This is a genomic window from Acidobacterium capsulatum ATCC 51196 (genome assembly GCF_000022565.1).
In the GTDB taxonomy this organism is placed as follows: domain Bacteria; phylum Acidobacteriota; class Terriglobia; order Terriglobales; family Acidobacteriaceae; genus Acidobacterium; species Acidobacterium capsulatum.
This window is the reverse complement of sequence record NC_012483.1, coordinates 2,067,939-2,084,465: the sequence shown is the minus strand read 5'-3', so window position 1 is coordinate 2,084,465 and position 16,527 is coordinate 2,067,939. Positions and strand designations below refer to the sequence as shown.

Here is a 16,527-nt window from a genome sequence, read left to right as displayed (position 1 = left end):
CTCTGGCGGACGCGCGTGCGTCCGCCAATTTTTGTGGGGATCACTGCTGAGAAAAGAAGCCGAAGGCATTGCGGTACAGCGTGAATTCAGGCGCATGCCCGGAATCGAAGTACACGCTCACAACATCGAAGCGCGCGGCCGACTGCGGAATGCCAGCCAGGCGCAGATAGCGCCGCGCGAGCATGCGCAGCGTGCGCCGCTTCTGGTGGTCAACGGCGGCTTCAGCCGTGGCGACATCGCGCGTGGTGCGGGCTTTGACCTCGATGACGCACAGGTGCTCGCCCTCCCATGCAATCAGGTCCAGGTCGCCGGGGCAGATGTGTGAGCGCCATCCGCGTGCGACGATGGTGTAGCCGTTGCGGCGCAGAAATCCGTAGGCGGCCAGTTCGCCGCGACGCCCCGTGGTGAGGTGTGCAGGCTCTTCCGGGCTGGCGGCGGAGCAGGTGAGCGCGCGCTCAATCCATCGGAGCCGCTGCCGTTCCCAGAAAGTTATCGCGGATGCCATGGCGCTCATTGTGGCGGAGCGGAGTCGGGACCGCCTACGGCACCAAAGTTATGCTTTGCTATCTTTCATGGCACCGGGCGGGAAAGCTGAAGATAAGATGAAGGCCTTGTCATCTTGGGGAGCCTTACGAATCCTTACAAGGCAGCCATGAGGTGGTGCGATACTCTGACCGTACGTGGTTATGCTTTTTCGCAGGTATTTCTCTCAAGTGAAGTTTCAAAACTTTGCCGCGTCCATTCGTTTTGCAGAATGGAGGCCAAACGCCGCGCGGGCATGCCGGTGTGCGCTGTTTTTGCTGGTTTGCGTGCCCCTTTCGGCCCGTCCTCTCCTGGCACAGGTTTCTCCTGAGCAGGCGGTGGCCGCGATGGTCAAGAACGAAATTGCCGCTCACCAGCCGAACAGTGGCCGCGATGCTTTTCGCTTTCTGGAATACGAGCGCTCGGCACGCACCGGCGGCCATCTGTGGAAGGAAGAAGATGTCCAGGTAGATGGCGGGCTGATGCGCCGGTTGCTGGCCGTGGACGGCAAGCCGATTCCAGATGTGCAGGCCACGGCGGTCGAGGAACGATTGGAATGGCTGGCGCGGAATCCGGCGGCCTTTCAGCGTCTCAATCGGGCGCATAACTCTGACGAGTCGCAGACGTTGAAGCTGCTGGCCGACCTGCCGCACGAATTCCTGTTCACGCCGGATGGCGAAGAGGGCGGCTGCACGCGGATAGCCTTCCGGCCAGACCCGGCTTATCGCCCACACTCGTTTGAAGACCGCGCCATTCATGCGATGGCTGGCACGGTGCGGATTGACGAATCCATGATGCGGCTCTGCGGCATGCAGGCCCACCTGACGCACACGGTTGAGTTTGGCTATGGGCTGCTGGGCAAGCTGAACCAGGGCGGTTCGCTCTCGATCGAGCGCCAGCATGTCACACCGGCGGACTGGAAGACAACACGCGTCAAGCTCAACTTCAGCGGCGAGTTGCTCTTTTTCAAGAGCCTCTCGCGGCAGCAGCAGACGGTGCGCACCAACCTGCAGCCGGTACCGCGCAATCTTACGCTGGAGCAGGCAATCCCGCTGACCCGGCCATGAATGGAATTCTGAATATGAAGATCTCGCTTCGCCACGCTTTGCCTCTGATCCTTTTGCTGGCATCTCCTGCGTGGCTGGCCGCGCAGCAGCTTGCGGTGCCTGTGACGACGCCTCTGGCGGCCGAACTCGTGCAGAAAGTGCCGATGAAAGCCGGTGCTCCTGTGCAGGCGAAGCTGCTTTATCCGATTTATGTGGAGAACCAGCTTGCGATTCCGGCTGGCAGCACCCTGGCAGGCAAGGTGGTAGCGCTGAAGCCGAATAAAAAGCTGCGTGTGGCAGCGCGCTGGCAGGGTGACTTCACCCCCTATGACACGCCGGTGGTTCACTTTGACACGCTCACGCTGCCTGACGGCTCCATGCATGCGATTGCCAGCAAGGATGCGACCGAGGGCGCGCCCGTGGTGCATTTGAATGCTGCGGCTCCGCATGGCAAGCGTGCATTTTTGCGGGCACAGTTTGACCAGGCCAAGCAGCGCGCGCGCGATGAGGCGCAACTGGTAACGTCGCCGGGACGCATGGATAGGCTGAAGCAATTTCTGTACAAGCAACTGCCCTATCATCCGCAGAGGATTGAAAAAGGGACTGCGTGGAGCGTGTATCTCGCGTCGCCGCTTGAACTTTCGCCCTGGCATGCGGCGGCTGCTCCCACTCTGGCAGGCGTTGCCGGTAAAGTATCGCCCACCCGCGCGGCGCAGGCGTTGAATGAGCCGCTGGTGCAGTCGCAGAAGAATGGCGCCTGGCTGATCGATGCGTATCTCAAGTCGACCATCAGTTCGGCGACCAGCAAGCAGGGAGATACCTTCCGCGCGTATGTGGCGCAGCCGGTCTTTCGTCCCGATCACACGCTGGCCGTGCCGGAGGGGTCGGTTCTGATTGGCACCATCACGCGCGCCAAGCCTGCCCGCCGCTTCGGACGCCGGGGAAACCTGCGCTTCAACTTTCGCGAACTGCAGTTGCCCGACGGCCGCAAGAGCGAAGTAGAAGGTTCACTGGCTGCCGCCGATGCCGCGCGGGGAGCCAAGCTGAAGATTGACTCCGAGGGCGGCGTTTCGCCCAAGGCGCAGGACAAAATCATGCTTCCGGTGATCTTTGCCGGGCTGGCGTTTCACGCCTTTGACAGTGACGGCAGCGTGTATGGGGATTCCGCGCTGGCCTCGAATGGCTTTGGCATCGTGGGCCGCATCACCGGCATTGTGGCCGCTTCGCGGCCGGTCGCCGCGGGCATCGGTTCGTATGCGGCGGCGCTGGCGTTCTATAACCGCTGGCTAAAGGTGGGCCGCAATGTGACCTTCCCGCAGGGAACGCGCATCGAGGTCGTCACCGCTCCGGTGCGTCATCGCATGGCGATGCCGTCTTCGGTGACCCAGCCCGCAACTCCGGCCCCGGCGCTCAAGCCGAAGACGTCCGGCTCGACGCCGATGTTGAAGACGCGCCCGCCTGCCTCGTCACTCTGACGCGGCAGAGTTGTGGGCATGTTCGAGCGCTTCGCCGGCATGTTCGCTTTCGGCCGCGATTTTGCGCAGGGACACATGCTCAAAGCGCGCCCAGAGCAGCCCGAGCGGAATGACGCTGAGGAACGTGACGATCAGCAGCATGGCGCCGCAGCCGAGAGCGGGCTCCCACGCCACGCCAAAGAAGCCCTGCAGAATAGCCGCCAGGGCGGCCATTTGCGTGAACCAGCCCAGCACCGGCAGTTGCGCGGCGCTGGCGACCATGCCGGCGGCAATCACCACCATGCAGCGAGCCAGCGAGAGCTGGCTGAGAATGGGCGACTCCACAAAGGCATGGGCAGTCTCAAGATAGGCGTAGCTGATCATGAGCCACATGGCCAGCGAATAGGTCACTGCCAGCAGCACCTCGCGCGCCGAAGAGAGCACATGCAGGCCATTGCGAAAGGCGAGCAATTTGTCTGCGATGCCCTCGCCGAGCTTTGGCGCGAATCCTGCGAAGGCTCTGCGCGTGCCATCGGCCATGATGGCTCCGCGCAATTTTACAAAGACCGCCAGAATCGCAATGCAGACGGTGCCGACGAGCCCGGTCAGCGCCAGGTGGCGCAGCAGTTCCGGGTGGGGCAGCGTCTTTTTGTCGGGCGAGAAGTAGAGCACGCTTGAGAAAATCAGGGCCATCGCGCCGAGATCAAACATGCGCTCGACCACGTAGACGGCAATCTGCTCGCTCAGCGTGGTGCGCAGCTTGCGCGCAACCAGATAGGGCCGGGCGAGATCGGCCGGGCGGCCCAGCAGAGCGACGCCGGTGTAGCCAATGACCTGCGGCCCCAGCACCTTGAAGCCCGAGACTTTGCGGGAAGGCGAGAGAAAGACCGCCCAACGCATGGCGCGGACGGCGTAGGCGATCCAGATGAGGGCAATCGCGAGCCCGATGCGCCACCAGGTCGCGAGCTGAATCTGCTCCACGAAAATCTGCCAGTTGAAGTGGATGCGATGGCGGCCAAAGACCACCACGGCGGCGATGGCTGCCAGCACGACCAGCGCGGCTATCCAGGACTTCTTATTCAATCATTGCTCCCGTGGGTGGAAGAGCCCGGTGTGCGGAGGGCGCTGCCTTCAGCCTAGCGAATCCCGGCGGCGGAGGCTACCTGCACCTCGCCACTATCGGGGAGCGGCGCAGTGCGCGAAGCCTTGCGCGCGGTGCGCTGGCGCGCTTCATAACGGCGGTTGTAGTCGTGAATCACGCGCGCCACATAATGGCGTGTCTCCGCATAGGGCGGAATTCCGTGCCAGCGGTCCACTGCGGCAGGACCAGCGTTGTACGCGGCCAGGGCGAGCGGCAGGTTGTTGTGGTAGCGGCGCAAAAGCTGGTCAAGATAAGCGGTGCCGCCCTGCACATTCTGCGCGGGAGCAAAGCTGTTCTTCACGCCCAGACGTGCCGCGGTTGCGGGCATCAACTGCATCAGGCCGCGCGCTCCGGCACGGCTTACGGCATGCGTGTGGCCACCGCTCTCCTGCTCAATCACGCTAGCGAGCAGATCGGTGTCAATGTCATGAGCGCGGCCTGCCGCAGCCACAATCTGGCGCAAGCTGCGCGGTTTGGCTGCAGTGGCCTGGGCTGCTGTGCGTGCATCCGGCGTCGTGGCGGTGGTGGGTGCGGGCATTCGCGAGACGATATCGCTGGCCCTGACTTCGAGATAATTCTGGCCGCCGGCATCGAGATAAAGCCTGACCTGACGTCCTTCGGCCTGCTCGTGGTTGCAGATTAGGGTGAAGCCGTTGCGCAGAACCACCTGTTCGACAGCGTGAGCCGGCAGAGCGGCCAGACACAGGGCGGTGACGCCGCATGCGGCGGCCAGCCATTTTGCCTTGTGTGCGCTTTGATTCAAGAACACTCCACCACTCCTGCCTGCCTGCTTACGGGACGTTCCTGACTATCGTGGCGCTCGGCGCTGATATGTTCGATCACCTGCTCGATGACCTGCGCCACGCCGTCCTCATCATTGCTGGGGGCGATGCGCCAGCCGCGATTCTGCGCCATTTCCACCAGATCGGGCGCTCCGTTGCTCATTACCACCGGATGCCCGGCCCACTCCAGCATTTTCTCGTCATTCCAGTTGTCGCCAATGGCCATGACCCGCGACGAAGCCAGCCCGCGCGTCTCCGAGAGCCTGGCCAGCGCCGCGCCTTTGGAGCAGCCCGGCGGCAGCAGGTCGAGGATGGTCAGGTCGCGCTCCGGATACTCGGTTCGCTGCACCTCGATCTGCCGCATGAATTCGCTGCCGCTCAGCCAGACCTCGGCCTCGCGCATGGCACGCACCGGGCCGCAGATCATGCCCTGAATGGGCGCTTCGCCTGCGTCAAAGGCCCGCTCCAGCGGCTTGATTTCGCGCAGGGATTCGCGGTTGGCCTGCACCCAGAGCTGAATGCGCTCGTGCAACTGCTCTAATGACTCGACCACCAGTTCGCCCGGGCCTTCATGGTCGAAGGTGAAGACGGTCGCGCCGCCAAACTGGCGCAGGGCGCTGCTGAGGCCACGCGCCGCAGCGATGGGCAGCGTGAAGCGATCGATGCGCCCCCCGGTCAGCGTGCGCGTGACGCTGCCGTTGGAGGTGATGACGATCATTTCGCCGGGCAGTTGGGCGCGCTCCAGAATGGGTGCGGCGTAGCGGTGCCGGCGTCCGGTGGCAATGGCAATCTCGATGCCGGCCGCTGTGGCCGCTTCGAGCGCGCGGCGGTTGCGCACGCTGATGTCGACGGCGTCCGAGGGCAGAAGGGTTCCGTCGATGTCGATGGCAATCAGCGCGGGATGGGAAACCATGTCGTCAGTGTACCGGGTGGCCGGTGAAAGATTGTGTTTCGGGGGCCGTGGAGAGAAGGGAAGTTTCGCAGAAAGGCGTGATGCAGGGGCGGAGGCCCGCGGGTTTTGTTGCTGTTGCGGCACGGCTAAAGCCGTGCCCTGATACAGGACTGATATGAATCGGACTTTTATTGCGCCCTGTCAGCGGCGGGCGCGGAAGAATTCACGCAGGAGAGTGCCGCACTCTTCGGCCAGGACGCCGCCGGTGATTTCCATCTGGTGATTCAACTGAGGGTGATTCACCACGGCCAGCACCGAGCCGGCCGCGCCCGCCTTGGGGTCGCTGGCGCCATACACCAGCCGCGCCAGCCGCGCGTGTACCATGGCGCCCGCGCACATGGCGCAGGGCTCCAGCGTCACATACAGCTCGCAACCGGTCAGCCGGTAGTTGCCGATGGCCTCGGCGGCGGCGCGCAGGACGACCATTTCGGCGTGCGCCGTGGGGTCCACATCACGCAGCACGCGATTCTGGCCCCGCGCAAGGATGCTTCCTTCCACGACAGCCACTGCGCCGACCGGAACCTCCCCGGCCGCCTCGGCGGCGCGCGCTTCAGCGAGGGCGGCCTGCATCCAGAGTTCAGTCTGCGGATCGTGCATGATGCTTACGGCCGGCTTGCTGCCGGCGCGTCCACCCACCGGCGAAAGACGCCGATGATCTGCTCCAGCTTGCGCGGGTCCCCCGAGCCTTCAAATCGGCCGCCCGCGAGGGTGCAGGTGATCCAGTCGCCCGCAGGGCTGTCAAAGGCCAGCTTCCGCGGCGCAATGTGCTCGGCGCTGGTGCCGGTCAGATTGATGGTCAACTGCCAGCCGCTCTCGTCGAGCGTGTCCAGATGCACGCCGTGGCTATGCTCCCACTCGCCGTTGCACTGCTCCTGGTACCAGGTTTCGAGCCATTCCAGATGATCGGTGTTTGGCATGGGCATGGGCCTGACTACTCCGGTTGCTGTTGCGTCATGCAGTGCAGCGCACCCAGCCCCCAAATGAAATCCCCACAGTGAATACCCGTCACGCTGTGCTCCGGGAAGACCTCGGCCAGAATGTTGAGGGCCTTGCGGTCATTGGGGTCATTAAAGGTTGGCACCAGCACCAGCCCGTTGGCAATGTAAAAGTTCGCGTAGCTGGCCGGCAGCCGCTGGCCCTCAAAGACCACGGGTGAGGGCATGGGCAGGGTGACGATCTGAAAGGGCTTGCCCTCGAGATTGCGGGCGGCGCGCAGCCGGTCAAGATTTTCAGCCAGCGGCAGGTGATTTTCATCGTTCAGGTTTTGCTCCACGGCCGTCACGATGGTGTTGGTATTCACAAAGCGCGTGATGTCGTCCACGTGGCCGTGCGTGTCATCGCCGGCGGTGCCGCGATGCAGCCAGACGACCTGCTCAATGCCGAGATAGTCGTGAAAAGCCTTCTCCAACTGCGATTTGCTCACGCCGGGATTGCGTTGCTGCACTTCGCTGAGCAGGCACTCCTCGGTGGTGAGCAGAATGCCCGCGCCGTTCCCGTCAATGGAGCCGCCCTCGAGCACCAGCTCGTGCATCCCCGCGCCGGTCTTGATGGCCGGCGACCAGCAGGGGAGGCCGAGCAGGTTGGCGACGCGCACCGGAATCTGGTCATCGAGCTGCCAGTCCGGATACTTCGCCCAGGCATTGAATTTCCAGTTGGTCACCGCGAGGCTTGATTCCTTCTCCTGCGCCTTGGCCTGGGATTTTCCGGATGCCTTGCCGGTTTTCTTGACGAAGATCGGTCCGGAGTCACGCGTCCACACGCGATTGGTGGGCCAGCGGTGCAGCCGCACGTTGGTCAGGTTAGCTCCGGCGCGCTTCAGAATGCCGGAGGCCCGGCGCTCGGCCTCGGCGTCATGCACGAGGATGTGAACGATCTCCACGCGGGAGAGATGGCGCACAATGTCGGCATACACCCACGGAATGGGCTGAAATTTGCCCGGCCAGTCATTGGGGTTGCGGGGCCAGGCGATCCAGGTGGCGGCGTGGCGCTCCCACTCGGCCGGCATGCGATAGTCCTGCTCGCGTGGCGTGCCGCTCATGAGGCGTTGCGGCGTGGTGGCCTGCTCGACAGCTTCTGCCATTACTTGCCTCCATCCAGAAAGCGATGCACGATCGGCTCATAGGAGTCGATGCGGCGGTCGCGCAGAAAGGGCCAGTTGCGGCGCGTCTCTTCGAGCAGCTTCAGGTCAATTTCGCCGATCAGAATCTCTTCCTTGTCATGCGCGGCCTTGGCCACGATGCGCCCGAAGGGGTCGGCCAGGAACGAGCCACCCCAGAACTCCAGCCCCGCGCCCTCGACGCGGTTGCCGCGCACATCGCCATGCTCATGGCCTACGCGATTGACGGCGGCCACAAATACGCCATTGGCAATGGCATGCGCGCGCTGAATGGTTTGCCACGCCTCATACTGCGCCACGCCAAATTCGTCCTTCTCTGCCGGATGCCAGCCAATCGCCGTGGGGTAGAAGAGCACATTCGCGCCCTGAAGCGCGGTGATGCGCGCGCCCTCGGGGTACCACTGGTCCCAGCAGACGAGCGTGCCCACGCGGCCCACCTGTGTGTCATAAGCCTTGTAGCCCAGGTCGCCCGGCGTGAAGTAGAACTTTTCGTAATAAAGCGGATCGTCAGGAATGTGCATCTTGCGGTAGATGCCACCGAGCGAGCCGTCGGGCTGAATGTAGGCCGCCGTATTGTGATAGAGGCCCGGGGCGCGGCGCTCAAAGAGCGACGCAATCACCGTGACCCTGGCCTCGCGCGCTACCTCGCCGATGGCCGCCGTGCTGGGGCCGGGGATGGGTTCGGCCTCGTCAAAAAGGGCAATGTCTTCACGCTGGCAGAAGTACTGCGCGCGGAAGAGCTCGGGCAGGCAGATCACCTCGGCGCCCAGCCGGGCGGCCTCGCGCACGCGCTCGACAGCCTTCTGCAGGTTGGCTTCAGGATCAGGGCCGCAGCTCATTTGAATCAGCCCTACGCGAAAGTTCTGGTTTTTCATCGCCACTCCTTGTCTCCAGCCAGAGGGTGCCCGGATGCATGCACCCGGCGAGCGGGTGTGGGGTGGCTGGAGTGATCAAAGCAAAAGGCGCGAGCATTGTGCCCGCGCCTTTTGCCACTGCGGGTCCGTTACTCGAAGATCAGAATTGCGGCAGCGATGGTCGTCGTCCACAAACCGCGCTTGTCGCCGATTGCCGACTGCGTCACGTTGGCCGTGCGCACAATCTTGTTGGAGATGCGGTAGATTTCCTTCTTTTCGTCCCAGCTCTTATCCGGGTCAAAGTCCACGTCGAGCGTGGTGGCCAGCATTTCGGCGGCCAGCTCTTCAGCGTACTCGCCGGCCTGCTCCTCGGTCTCGCCAAAGCTGTGGTGCTCGCTCAGGTAGCCGTAGGTGTTGCGGTCGGTCGGGATGGCCACGCCGATGCTGGAGGCAACCAGGCGGTGGGGTTCACGCGTCGAGTTCTCCGCCACCACGGCAAAGACCACTTCGCCGGGGGAAAGGTACGTCAGGCCCTCTTTGCGGGTGATCAGCTTCGCCTGCGGCGGAAAAATGGACGAAACGCGCACCAGATTCTGTGCGGCGATGCCCGCATCGCGAAGTGCCAACTCAAAGGAAGTAAGACGTTCCTTGTGCTTTCCGACGCCCTTGGTGAAAAAGAGGCGCTTCGGAACCATGTTTTTACCCAATTTCTAATCCCTCCGGAGGAGATGCTCGAGGCGCGCCCGCAGATGGACGCACAAGTTGGAACGTATCACAAATCGCCGCCCGGACGGGCCTTGCGTGCGAAATTTACCTCACTTTTATGACGGATACGCGAACGAGCCGGAACGATGCAGAAATTTGCACTTCTCAGGGTGCAACTGTGGGGCAATCCGGCAAGGGGAGCGGGGAATTGCGCCGCAGGCGCGTGTGCCTGGACGGCCAGTCCTAGGCTTCGCTCAGTCCGTACCGCCGCTGCCAGGTGTCCTGCAGGCGGCGGCGTACCAGTGCCCGCTCCTGTTCGGTGCCCTCGGGCGTCTTCACAAACTGGGCGGCCTCGGCCTTGGCGGCTTCGAGCAGTTCGCGGTCGCGCAGCAGGTTGGCTACGCGAAAATCAGGCAGCCCGGCCTGGCGCGTGCCAAAAAACTCCCCCGGGCCGCGCAGTTGCAGGTCCATCTCGGCCAGCTCAAAGCCATCCTGCGTGTGCTCCATGGCGGCCAGGCGCTGCTCGCCCTGCGGCGAAACGCGGCCGCTCTCAACCAGCAGGCAATAGGATTTAGCCGCGCCACGGCCGACGCGTCCGCGTAACTGGTGCAACTGGGCCAGGCCGAAGCGCTCGGCGTGCTCCACCACCATGACGGAGGCGTTCGGCACGTCCACGCCTACCTCAATCACCGTGGTCGAGATGAGCACGTCGATCTCGCCCTGCTGGAAGCGCTTCATCGTGACGTCTTTGTCGTCGGCGCTGAGGCGGCCATGCAGCAGGCCCAGCCGCAGCCCGGCCAGCGCGCCCGTGCGCAGCGAGTCATACATCTCGGTGGCTGAACGCAGCGGAGTCTTCGGGAACAGCGACGGCTTTTTTGCCCGCGAAGCAGATTTCGCGGCAGGTTTTGCAGCTTTGGGCGCGGACTTTGCCGCTGTTTTCACGCTGGCTTGCCGTTGCGTATTCCCCCGCGACTTGTCATCCCGAGCGGAGCGCAGCGAAGTCGAGGGAGCTGTCGTTTCTTCGTCCTCTTCGGCCGCGGCAAAGTCCAGCTCCGGCTGGTCGTCCTTCGATCCCTCAATCACCGGATACACCACATACGCCTGCCGCCCCTCGGCCACCTGCGCGCGCACAAACTGCCACACCTCGTCGGCCTTTTCCTCGGGGATGCGCCGGGTCACGATCGGCGTGCGCCCCGGCGGCAGTTCATCGATCACGCTGAGGTCGAGATCACCATAAAGCGAGAGCGCCAGCGTGCGCGGAATCGGAGTCGCCGTCATGGCCAGCACGTCTGGCTCGGCCTGGTTGGGCTTCTTCATGAGCCGGAAGCGCTGCAGTACGCCGAAGCGGTGCTGCTCATCCACGACGATCAGGCCCAGGTTGGCGAACTCCACCTTCTCTTCAATCAGCGCATGGGTGCCGATCACCAGATCAGCCTCCCCGCGATAGATTTTGCCCCGGTTGGCGCGCTTCACGCCTTCATCCAGAGAGCCGGTCAGCAGCACAATGCGGTAGGGGCGCTTCGACTTCTCGAGCAGCCGCCGCGCGGCCAGGTAATGCTGCGTGGCCAGAATCTCGGTGGGAGCCATCAGCGCGGCCTGGTAGCCGTTCTCCATCGCGATCACCATCGCCTGAACAGCCACAATGGTTTTGCCCGAGCCCACATCGCCCTGCAGCAGGCGGCGCATAGGGCGCGGCTGGCGCATGTCCGCCACAATCTCGCCGAGCGCGCGCTTCTGCGCCGCCGTGGGATGAAACGGCAGAATGGCCCGCAGCGCCGCGCGCACCTTGTCATCGGCGCGAAAGGGAAGGCCCTGCCGCTCATGGAACTTGCGCCGCTTGAGTTCGAGGCCCAGTTCCAGATAGAAAAGCTCCTCAAAGATCAGCCGCTTGTGTGCCGGCGTGGCCCAGCCCTGCAGCGTGCTCACGGCCGTTCCGGCTGCCGGAAAATGCACAAGCTTGAGCGCCTCTTCGCGCGAGGGCAGCCCGAGACGCAAGAGCAGCGAGCGCGGCAGTGTCTCAGGCACATTGCCCTCAATCTCGCGCAGCAGGTGGAAGAGGACGCGGCGAATCCAGCGCGTAGAGAGCTGGCTGCCGCCCAGCGACTCGTAGACGGGCGTGATGCGGCCCACTTCGAGCATCTCGTCTTCCTGGTCTTTGCCCTCGCGCAGCACCTCGACCTGCGGCTGAATCATCTTGAAGTTTTTCGTCGATCGCGAGGGCTCCACCTTGCCGAAGAGCGCGACGGTCTGCCCGGCCTGGAAGCGGTCTTTCAGATAAGTGCCATGGAACCAGATGCACTTCATGGCCGTGGTGCCCTGGCCGACGGTCATTTCAAAGATGGGCATGTTGCGCGTGCGCAGCAGAATAGTGCCGCGCACCTCGGCGATCACGCTCGCCATCTCGCCCGGAACCAGATCCATGAGCGCGCGCGGGTGCAGCCGGTCTTCATAGCGAAAGGGCAGGTGCAGCAGCAGGTCATCGACCGTGCGAATGCCCTTCTCGGCCAGCGCGGCGGCAATGCGCGGGCCTACTCCTTTCACAAACTGGACTTCGGTATCAAGCGACAGCACAAGTGGATGCTATCAGGGACTGGCCGTCCAGGCGGACGCGCCTTCGGCGCATGGTTTTTGTAGAGCGACGGCATCTTGCGCGTGATGGGAAATCGTACGGCGTAGGGAACCGCGGCGAAGCCGTCTGCGTATCTCGCGGTGACCGTCACTGCATCGCGGTCACCCTCCAGAGGAGCAGTCGGCTCATCTCCTGCACGGGCCTGAGTGCAAGGGGTGAGCCTTGCTGCGCAGCATGCCTTCGTCCCGGTGATTGCGCCGAAGGCGCGTCCGCCTGGACGGCCAGTCCCTGAGTACAACCCTGATACACTGTGCGCGAAATTCGGGAAGGAGAAAATCCGCAGCCTATGCCGCCAGTTGTTGCATTAGACCGCATTTCCAAGTCCTATGACACCAAGGTCGCCGTGCGCGATCTGTCGTTTGCGATTGAGCCTGGAAGCATGTTTGGCCTGCTGGGGCCGAACGGCGCCGGAAAAACCTCCAGCATTCGCATGATGGTCGGCATCACCATGCCGGATACAGGCCAGGTGAATCTCTTTGGCAGCCTCTTCACGCGCGACAGCCTCAAGCGCGTGGGCTATCTGCCAGAGGAGCGTGGCCTCTACAAAAAGATGAAGGTCATGGATCAGCTCCTTTTTCTGGGGCAGTTGCATGGGCTTTCGGCGGCGACCGCCTCGCAGCGTGCGAAGTCATGGTGCGACCGGCTCGACATCCTTAGCTCGGCCGACAAAAAGACCGAGGAGTTGTCAAAGGGCATGCAGCAGAAAATCCAGTTCATCGCGACGCTTCTGCACGATCCCGAACTGATCATCATGGACGAGCCCTTCTCGGGCCTCGACCCCGTGAATGCCACGCTGCTGCAGGACACGCTCATCGACCTGAAGAAGCAGGGCAAGGCCGTGCTCTTCTCCACGCACCGCATGGATCAGGTGGAGAAGATGTGCGACTCCATCTGCCTGGTGAACAACGGGGAGGCCGTGCTGGCCGGCACGATGCGCGAGGTAAAGTCGCGCTATGAGCGCAACCGCGTGCTGCTGCACTACGAGGGCAGCGATGCGTTTCTGCGCTACGAAGGCATTGCAAAGGCCAAAAGCTATCCCGGCTCGGTCGAGATAGAACTGAAGCACGGCGCCAGCGCGCAGGAACTGCTGCATCTTGCCGCCGCGAACGCCACCATCTACAAATTTGAGCTGGTCGAGCCATCGCTCGAAGAGATCTTTATTCAGACCGTGGGAGGCCGCGTCGATGCATAGCATTCTGTTGATTGCCAAACGGGAGTACATCGAGCGGGTGCGCAGCAAGGTCTTCCGCATCACCACCATTCTGGTGCCGCTCGGGCTGCTGGTGATGATTGGCGCTATCGCTCTCCTCTCAAAGAAGGCGACCGGGCTCAACCACATCGTCATCGCGTCCAACAGCCCGGCGCTGGCCGCCACCATGCAAGACCAGTTGAAGAATGGCGAGCATCCGCCCGCCTCCATCCAGGTGGTTGCGCCTGCTACGGAAGCAGATCGCGCGCGGCTCACGGCCGAGATCAGCAGCAACCAGGTGGACGGCGTGCTGTGGCTGACACTCCCTTCGGGAGCGACCAAACCAACCGCAACCTACTACACGCGCAGCTCGTCAGACGTGCTGGCCGAGGCGCGGCTTGAGAGCGCGCTGGGCCGCGCAGCCGTGCGCGAACAACTCGTGCAGAAGGGGATGGCGGCAAACGAAGCGCGAGACCTTGTTAAGCCGATTGATATCTCCATGCTGCAGGTCAAACATGGCGTGGCGGTCAAGACGGATGCCACGCGCAGCTACTTCGGCATTTATGCGCTGGTGATGGTGCTCTACGTGTCCGTTCTGTTTTACGGCACGGACGTGGCGCGCTCGGTCACCGAAGAAAAGGGTACGCGCATCATCGAGGTGCTGCTCTCCAGCGCGCCCGCTGACAGTCTGATGATGGGCAAGCTGCTCGGAGTGGGCGCTGCCGCGCTCACGCAAGTGGCGATATGGGTCTTTTTGACCATTGCCGTCAGTGGTTCGGGGCTGGCGGCACAGATCGGCATGCATGGGCTTAGCTCGCTGGGCATCAACGCAACGGAGCTGATCTTTTTCCTTGTCTTTTTTCTGCTCGGATTCTTCTTCTACTCGGCGCTCAGCGCGGCGCTCGGTTCCACGGCCAACTCATCGCAGGAGGTGCAGCAGTTTGCCTTCATCATCATCGCGCCTCTGGTGATTGCGGTTTTCATGATGTCGTACGTGATCACCAACCCGAACGCTCCGCTCTCGGTCGTCATGTCGCTCATTCCGCCCTTCACGCCTATCATCATGTACCTGCGCATCTGTTCCCAGATGCCGCCGGTGTGGCAACTGGCGCTTTCCATTGCGCTGATGCTGGCCTCCATCTGGGCCATGGTGTGGCTGGCGGCGCGCATCTACCGCATCGGCATTCTCATGTATGGCAAGCGGCCCAACATTCCTGAGATTCTGCGCTGGCTGCGGTATAGCTAGCAGGATTTACCGGGCAACATCGTCGACTCTGATCGCTACAATAAGCGGGTGACCCACACCCGCTTTTCTTTTAGCCAGCGCATCGCCATCGCCATCGTGCCGCGCCTCACCGCGCTGCTCATCGCGCTGGTGGGCGTCACGCTGCGCTTCGAGGTCATCGCCGAAGAGGGAGCTACCCCGGCCACGCCGCCCGCGAGCGGCATCTTCTGCTTCTGGCACCAGTGCACGCTCTTGTGCGCCTGGTACTTCCGCAAATTCCGCTGCTCTATTTTGATCAGTCGCAGCTTTGACGGCGAGTTGATTGCGCGCACGCTGGGTCATCTCGGTTACCAGAGCGTGCGCGGCTCCAGCTCGCGAGGCGGAGCCGCAGGCCTGCTGGCGCTCGGCTCAGTGCTCACAAAAGGCCAGCCCGTTGTCTTCACCGCCGATGGACCCCGTGGTCCGATCTACCAGACCAAAAGCGGCCCGGTAAAACTGGCGCAGATGACCGGCGCGCCCATCGGCAGTTTTTATCTGCTGCCTGAGAAGGCCTGGACCATGCGCTCCTGGGACCGGTTCTTTGTGCCGAAGCCTTTCTCGCGCGTGGTGGTGAGCTGGGCACGATCCATCCCCGGTGTGCCGCCCGAAGCCGATACTGCGGCGCTGGAAGAATACCGCCGCCAGTTGAATGACGCGCTTGAGCGCGCCCGCCTCGGCGCGGAGGAGCACCTGCAGGCAACCTCTGCCGGACGGGCGCGCCAACGTCCGCCTCGCTAAAATTAATACCGTGCTCGTCTCTGAATTCGACTTCCATCTGCCCGAAGATTTGATTGCGCAGGAGCCTCTGGCCGACCGCGCGGCCTCGCGCATGCTCGCGCTCGACCGCTCCACCGGAGCATGGCAGGATCGCATGTTTGCTGATCTGCCAGGATTTTTGCGGCCCGGCGACCTGCTGGTGCTCAACAATACGCGCGTGATTCCCGCGCGCCTCTTTGGCCGCCGCGCCGGCTTGCGCACGCAGCCCGGCCACGAAGCCACAGGCCAGGTCGAGGTGATGCTCACCGAGCAAATCTCGGAGTGGGAGTGGCGCGCGCTGGTGCGCCCGGGCCGTAAGGTGCCCGTGGGCGAGAGCATTCATTTTGGCAATGAGGGCCTGCAGGCTGAGATCATCGCGCATGGCGAGTTTGGCGAACGCACGCTGCGCTTCACTCCCATCCCCGACTTCTTCCACGTGCTCGAGCGCGTGGGGCACATTCCGCTGCCGCCTTACATTCATCGCGAAGACCGGCCGGAAGATCGCGAGCGCTACCAGACGGTCTACAACCAGCAGCCGGGCTCCGTGGCCGCGCCCACAGCGGGCTTGCACTTCACCCCGCAGATGCTGGCAAAACTGCAGGAGCTGGGCGTGCAGACCGCCTACATCACGCTGCACGTGGGTCTGGGAACCTTTCAGCCCGTGCGCGTCGACAAGGTGGAAGATATCCGCCTGCATCGCGAGCGCTACACGCTCTCGCCCGAGACAGCCGCGGCTGTGAATGCCGCATTGCATGAGAATCGCCGCGTCATCGCCGTGGGCACCACCACCGTGCGCACGTTGGAGCACTGCGCCACTGTTGCTGATGGAAAGCCGCTCGTGCCGCATGCGGGTGAGACGGAGATTTTTATCTCTCCCGGTTACAAATTCCGTATCGTGCAGGGGCTGCTCACCAACTTTCACCTGCCGCAGTCCACTCTGCTGATGCTGGTGAGTGCCTTTGCGGGGCGTGAGGCTGTGTTGGCTGCCTACCGGCACGCGGTGGAGCAGCGTTACCGCTTTTTTTCCTACGGAGACTGCATGTTTCTGGCATGAGTCTTTTGTACTCAGCGCCCTGGGGGGCACGTGCTGACGCGGGAGAAAAATCTTCATTTGCAT

16 protein-coding genes are annotated in these 16,527 nt (G+C 63.1%); 6 read left to right on the top strand and 10 right to left on the bottom strand.

Features of this window, described 5'->3' with window-relative positions; translation table 11 throughout:
• Nucleotides 1-40: 40 nt before the first annotated feature.
• Nucleotides 41-505, bottom strand: a complete 465-nt coding sequence (locus ACP_RS08425) for a YraN family protein (protein WP_052294889.1) — start codon at nucleotides 503-505, stop codon at nucleotides 41-43.
• A gap of 304 nt (nucleotides 506-809) precedes the next feature.
• Between ACP_RS08425 and ACP_RS08420 the strand changes: the two genes are divergently transcribed.
• Together ACP_RS08420 and ACP_RS08415 are read left to right on the top strand one after the other, a co-directional pair.
• A complete protein-coding gene (locus ACP_RS08420) occupies nucleotides 810-1,589 on the top strand; it encodes a hypothetical protein (protein WP_169305953.1) in 780 nt (259 codons plus the stop codon).
• 14 nt (nucleotides 1,590-1,603) lie between these two features.
• Nucleotides 1,604-3,043: a hypothetical protein gene (locus ACP_RS08415; RefSeq protein WP_169305952.1), complete on the top strand. Its 1,440-nt coding sequence runs from the start codon at nucleotides 1,604-1,606 to the stop codon at nucleotides 3,041-3,043.
• Here ACP_RS08415 and ACP_RS08410 read toward each other — a convergent pair.
• The 9 genes from ACP_RS08410 to recG all read right to left on the bottom strand — a co-directional run bounded on the left by ACP_RS08410 (nucleotide 3,035) and on the right by recG (nucleotide 12,143).
• Complete coding sequence (locus tag ACP_RS08410; RefSeq protein ID WP_041839428.1) at nucleotides 3,035-4,105, bottom strand: lysylphosphatidylglycerol synthase transmembrane domain-containing protein; 1,071 nt, start codon at nucleotides 4,103-4,105, stop codon at nucleotides 3,035-3,037. The genes ACP_RS08415 and ACP_RS08410 overlap by 9 nt on opposite strands.
• A 53-nt stretch (nucleotides 4,106-4,158) precedes the next feature.
• Nucleotides 4,159-4,932: a lytic transglycosylase domain-containing protein gene (locus ACP_RS08405; RefSeq protein ID WP_015896871.1), complete on the bottom strand. Its 774-nt coding sequence runs from the start codon at nucleotides 4,930-4,932 to the stop codon at nucleotides 4,159-4,161.
• Nucleotides 4,923-5,858 (bottom strand): HAD-IIB family hydrolase, encoded by a 936-nt coding sequence (locus tag ACP_RS08400; RefSeq protein ID WP_015896870.1) that lies wholly within the window; start codon nucleotides 5,856-5,858, stop codon nucleotides 4,923-4,925. The genes ACP_RS08405 and ACP_RS08400 overlap by 10 nt, the downstream gene beginning before the upstream one ends.
• A 180-nt stretch (nucleotides 5,859-6,038) precedes the next feature.
• Nucleotides 6,039-6,494: a tRNA adenosine(34) deaminase TadA gene (tadA, locus tag ACP_RS08395; RefSeq protein WP_041840107.1), complete on the bottom strand. Its 456-nt coding sequence runs from the start codon at nucleotides 6,492-6,494 to the stop codon at nucleotides 6,039-6,041.
• A 5-nt stretch (nucleotides 6,495-6,499) separates the two neighbouring features.
• Nucleotides 6,500-6,820: an immunity 53 family protein gene (locus ACP_RS08390; RefSeq protein WP_015896868.1), complete on the bottom strand. Its 321-nt coding sequence runs from the start codon at nucleotides 6,818-6,820 to the stop codon at nucleotides 6,500-6,502.
• Between the two features lie 8 nt (nucleotides 6,821-6,828).
• Entirely contained in the window at nucleotides 6,829-7,935 is a 1,107-nt protein-coding gene (locus tag ACP_RS08385) for an agmatine deiminase family protein (RefSeq protein ID WP_015896867.1), read from the bottom strand.
• 41 nt (nucleotides 7,936-7,976) lie between these two features.
• Nucleotides 7,977-8,888: a carbon-nitrogen hydrolase gene (locus tag ACP_RS08380; protein ID WP_015896866.1), complete on the bottom strand. Its 912-nt coding sequence runs from the start codon at nucleotides 8,886-8,888 to the stop codon at nucleotides 7,977-7,979.
• Between the two features lie 128 nt (nucleotides 8,889-9,016).
• Entirely contained in the window at nucleotides 9,017-9,562 is a 546-nt protein-coding gene (locus ACP_RS08375) for a pyruvoyl-dependent arginine decarboxylase (RefSeq protein ID WP_015896865.1), read from the bottom strand.
• Between the two features lie 253 nt (nucleotides 9,563-9,815).
• Nucleotides 9,816-12,143 carry an ATP-dependent DNA helicase RecG gene (gene recG, locus ACP_RS08370; protein ID WP_015896864.1) on the bottom strand — a complete coding sequence of 776 codons (2,328 nt, stop codon included), beginning with the start codon at nucleotides 12,141-12,143 and terminating at the stop codon, nucleotides 9,816-9,818.
• A gap of 344 nt (nucleotides 12,144-12,487) precedes the next feature.
• On the opposite strand from recG, the gene ACP_RS08365 reads away from it, so the two are divergent.
• From ACP_RS08365 to queA, 4 genes are read left to right on the top strand one after another with little or no spacing between them, the layout of a single operon-like run.
• Nucleotides 12,488-13,393 carry an ABC transporter ATP-binding protein gene (locus tag ACP_RS08365; protein ID WP_015896863.1) on the top strand — a complete coding sequence of 302 codons (906 nt, stop codon included), beginning with the start codon at nucleotides 12,488-12,490 and terminating at the stop codon, nucleotides 13,391-13,393.
• Nucleotides 13,386-14,636 carry an ABC transporter permease gene (locus tag ACP_RS08360; RefSeq protein ID WP_015896862.1) on the top strand — a complete coding sequence of 417 codons (1,251 nt, stop codon included), beginning with the start codon at nucleotides 13,386-13,388 and terminating at the stop codon, nucleotides 14,634-14,636. The genes ACP_RS08365 and ACP_RS08360 overlap by 8 nt, the downstream gene beginning before the upstream one ends.
• A gap of 48 nt (nucleotides 14,637-14,684) precedes the next feature.
• Nucleotides 14,685-15,392 carry a lysophospholipid acyltransferase family protein gene (locus tag ACP_RS08355; protein WP_015896861.1) on the top strand — a complete coding sequence of 236 codons (708 nt, stop codon included), beginning with the start codon at nucleotides 14,685-14,687 and terminating at the stop codon, nucleotides 15,390-15,392.
• A 10-nt stretch (nucleotides 15,393-15,402) separates the two neighbouring features.
• The gene (gene queA / locus ACP_RS08350; protein WP_015896860.1) at nucleotides 15,403-16,464 is read left to right on the top strand and encodes a tRNA preQ1(34) S-adenosylmethionine ribosyltransferase-isomerase QueA; all 1,062 of its coding nucleotides are present in this window, start codon (nucleotides 15,403-15,405) and stop codon (nucleotides 16,462-16,464) included.
• The last annotated feature ends 63 nt before the right edge of the window (nucleotides 16,465-16,527 follow it).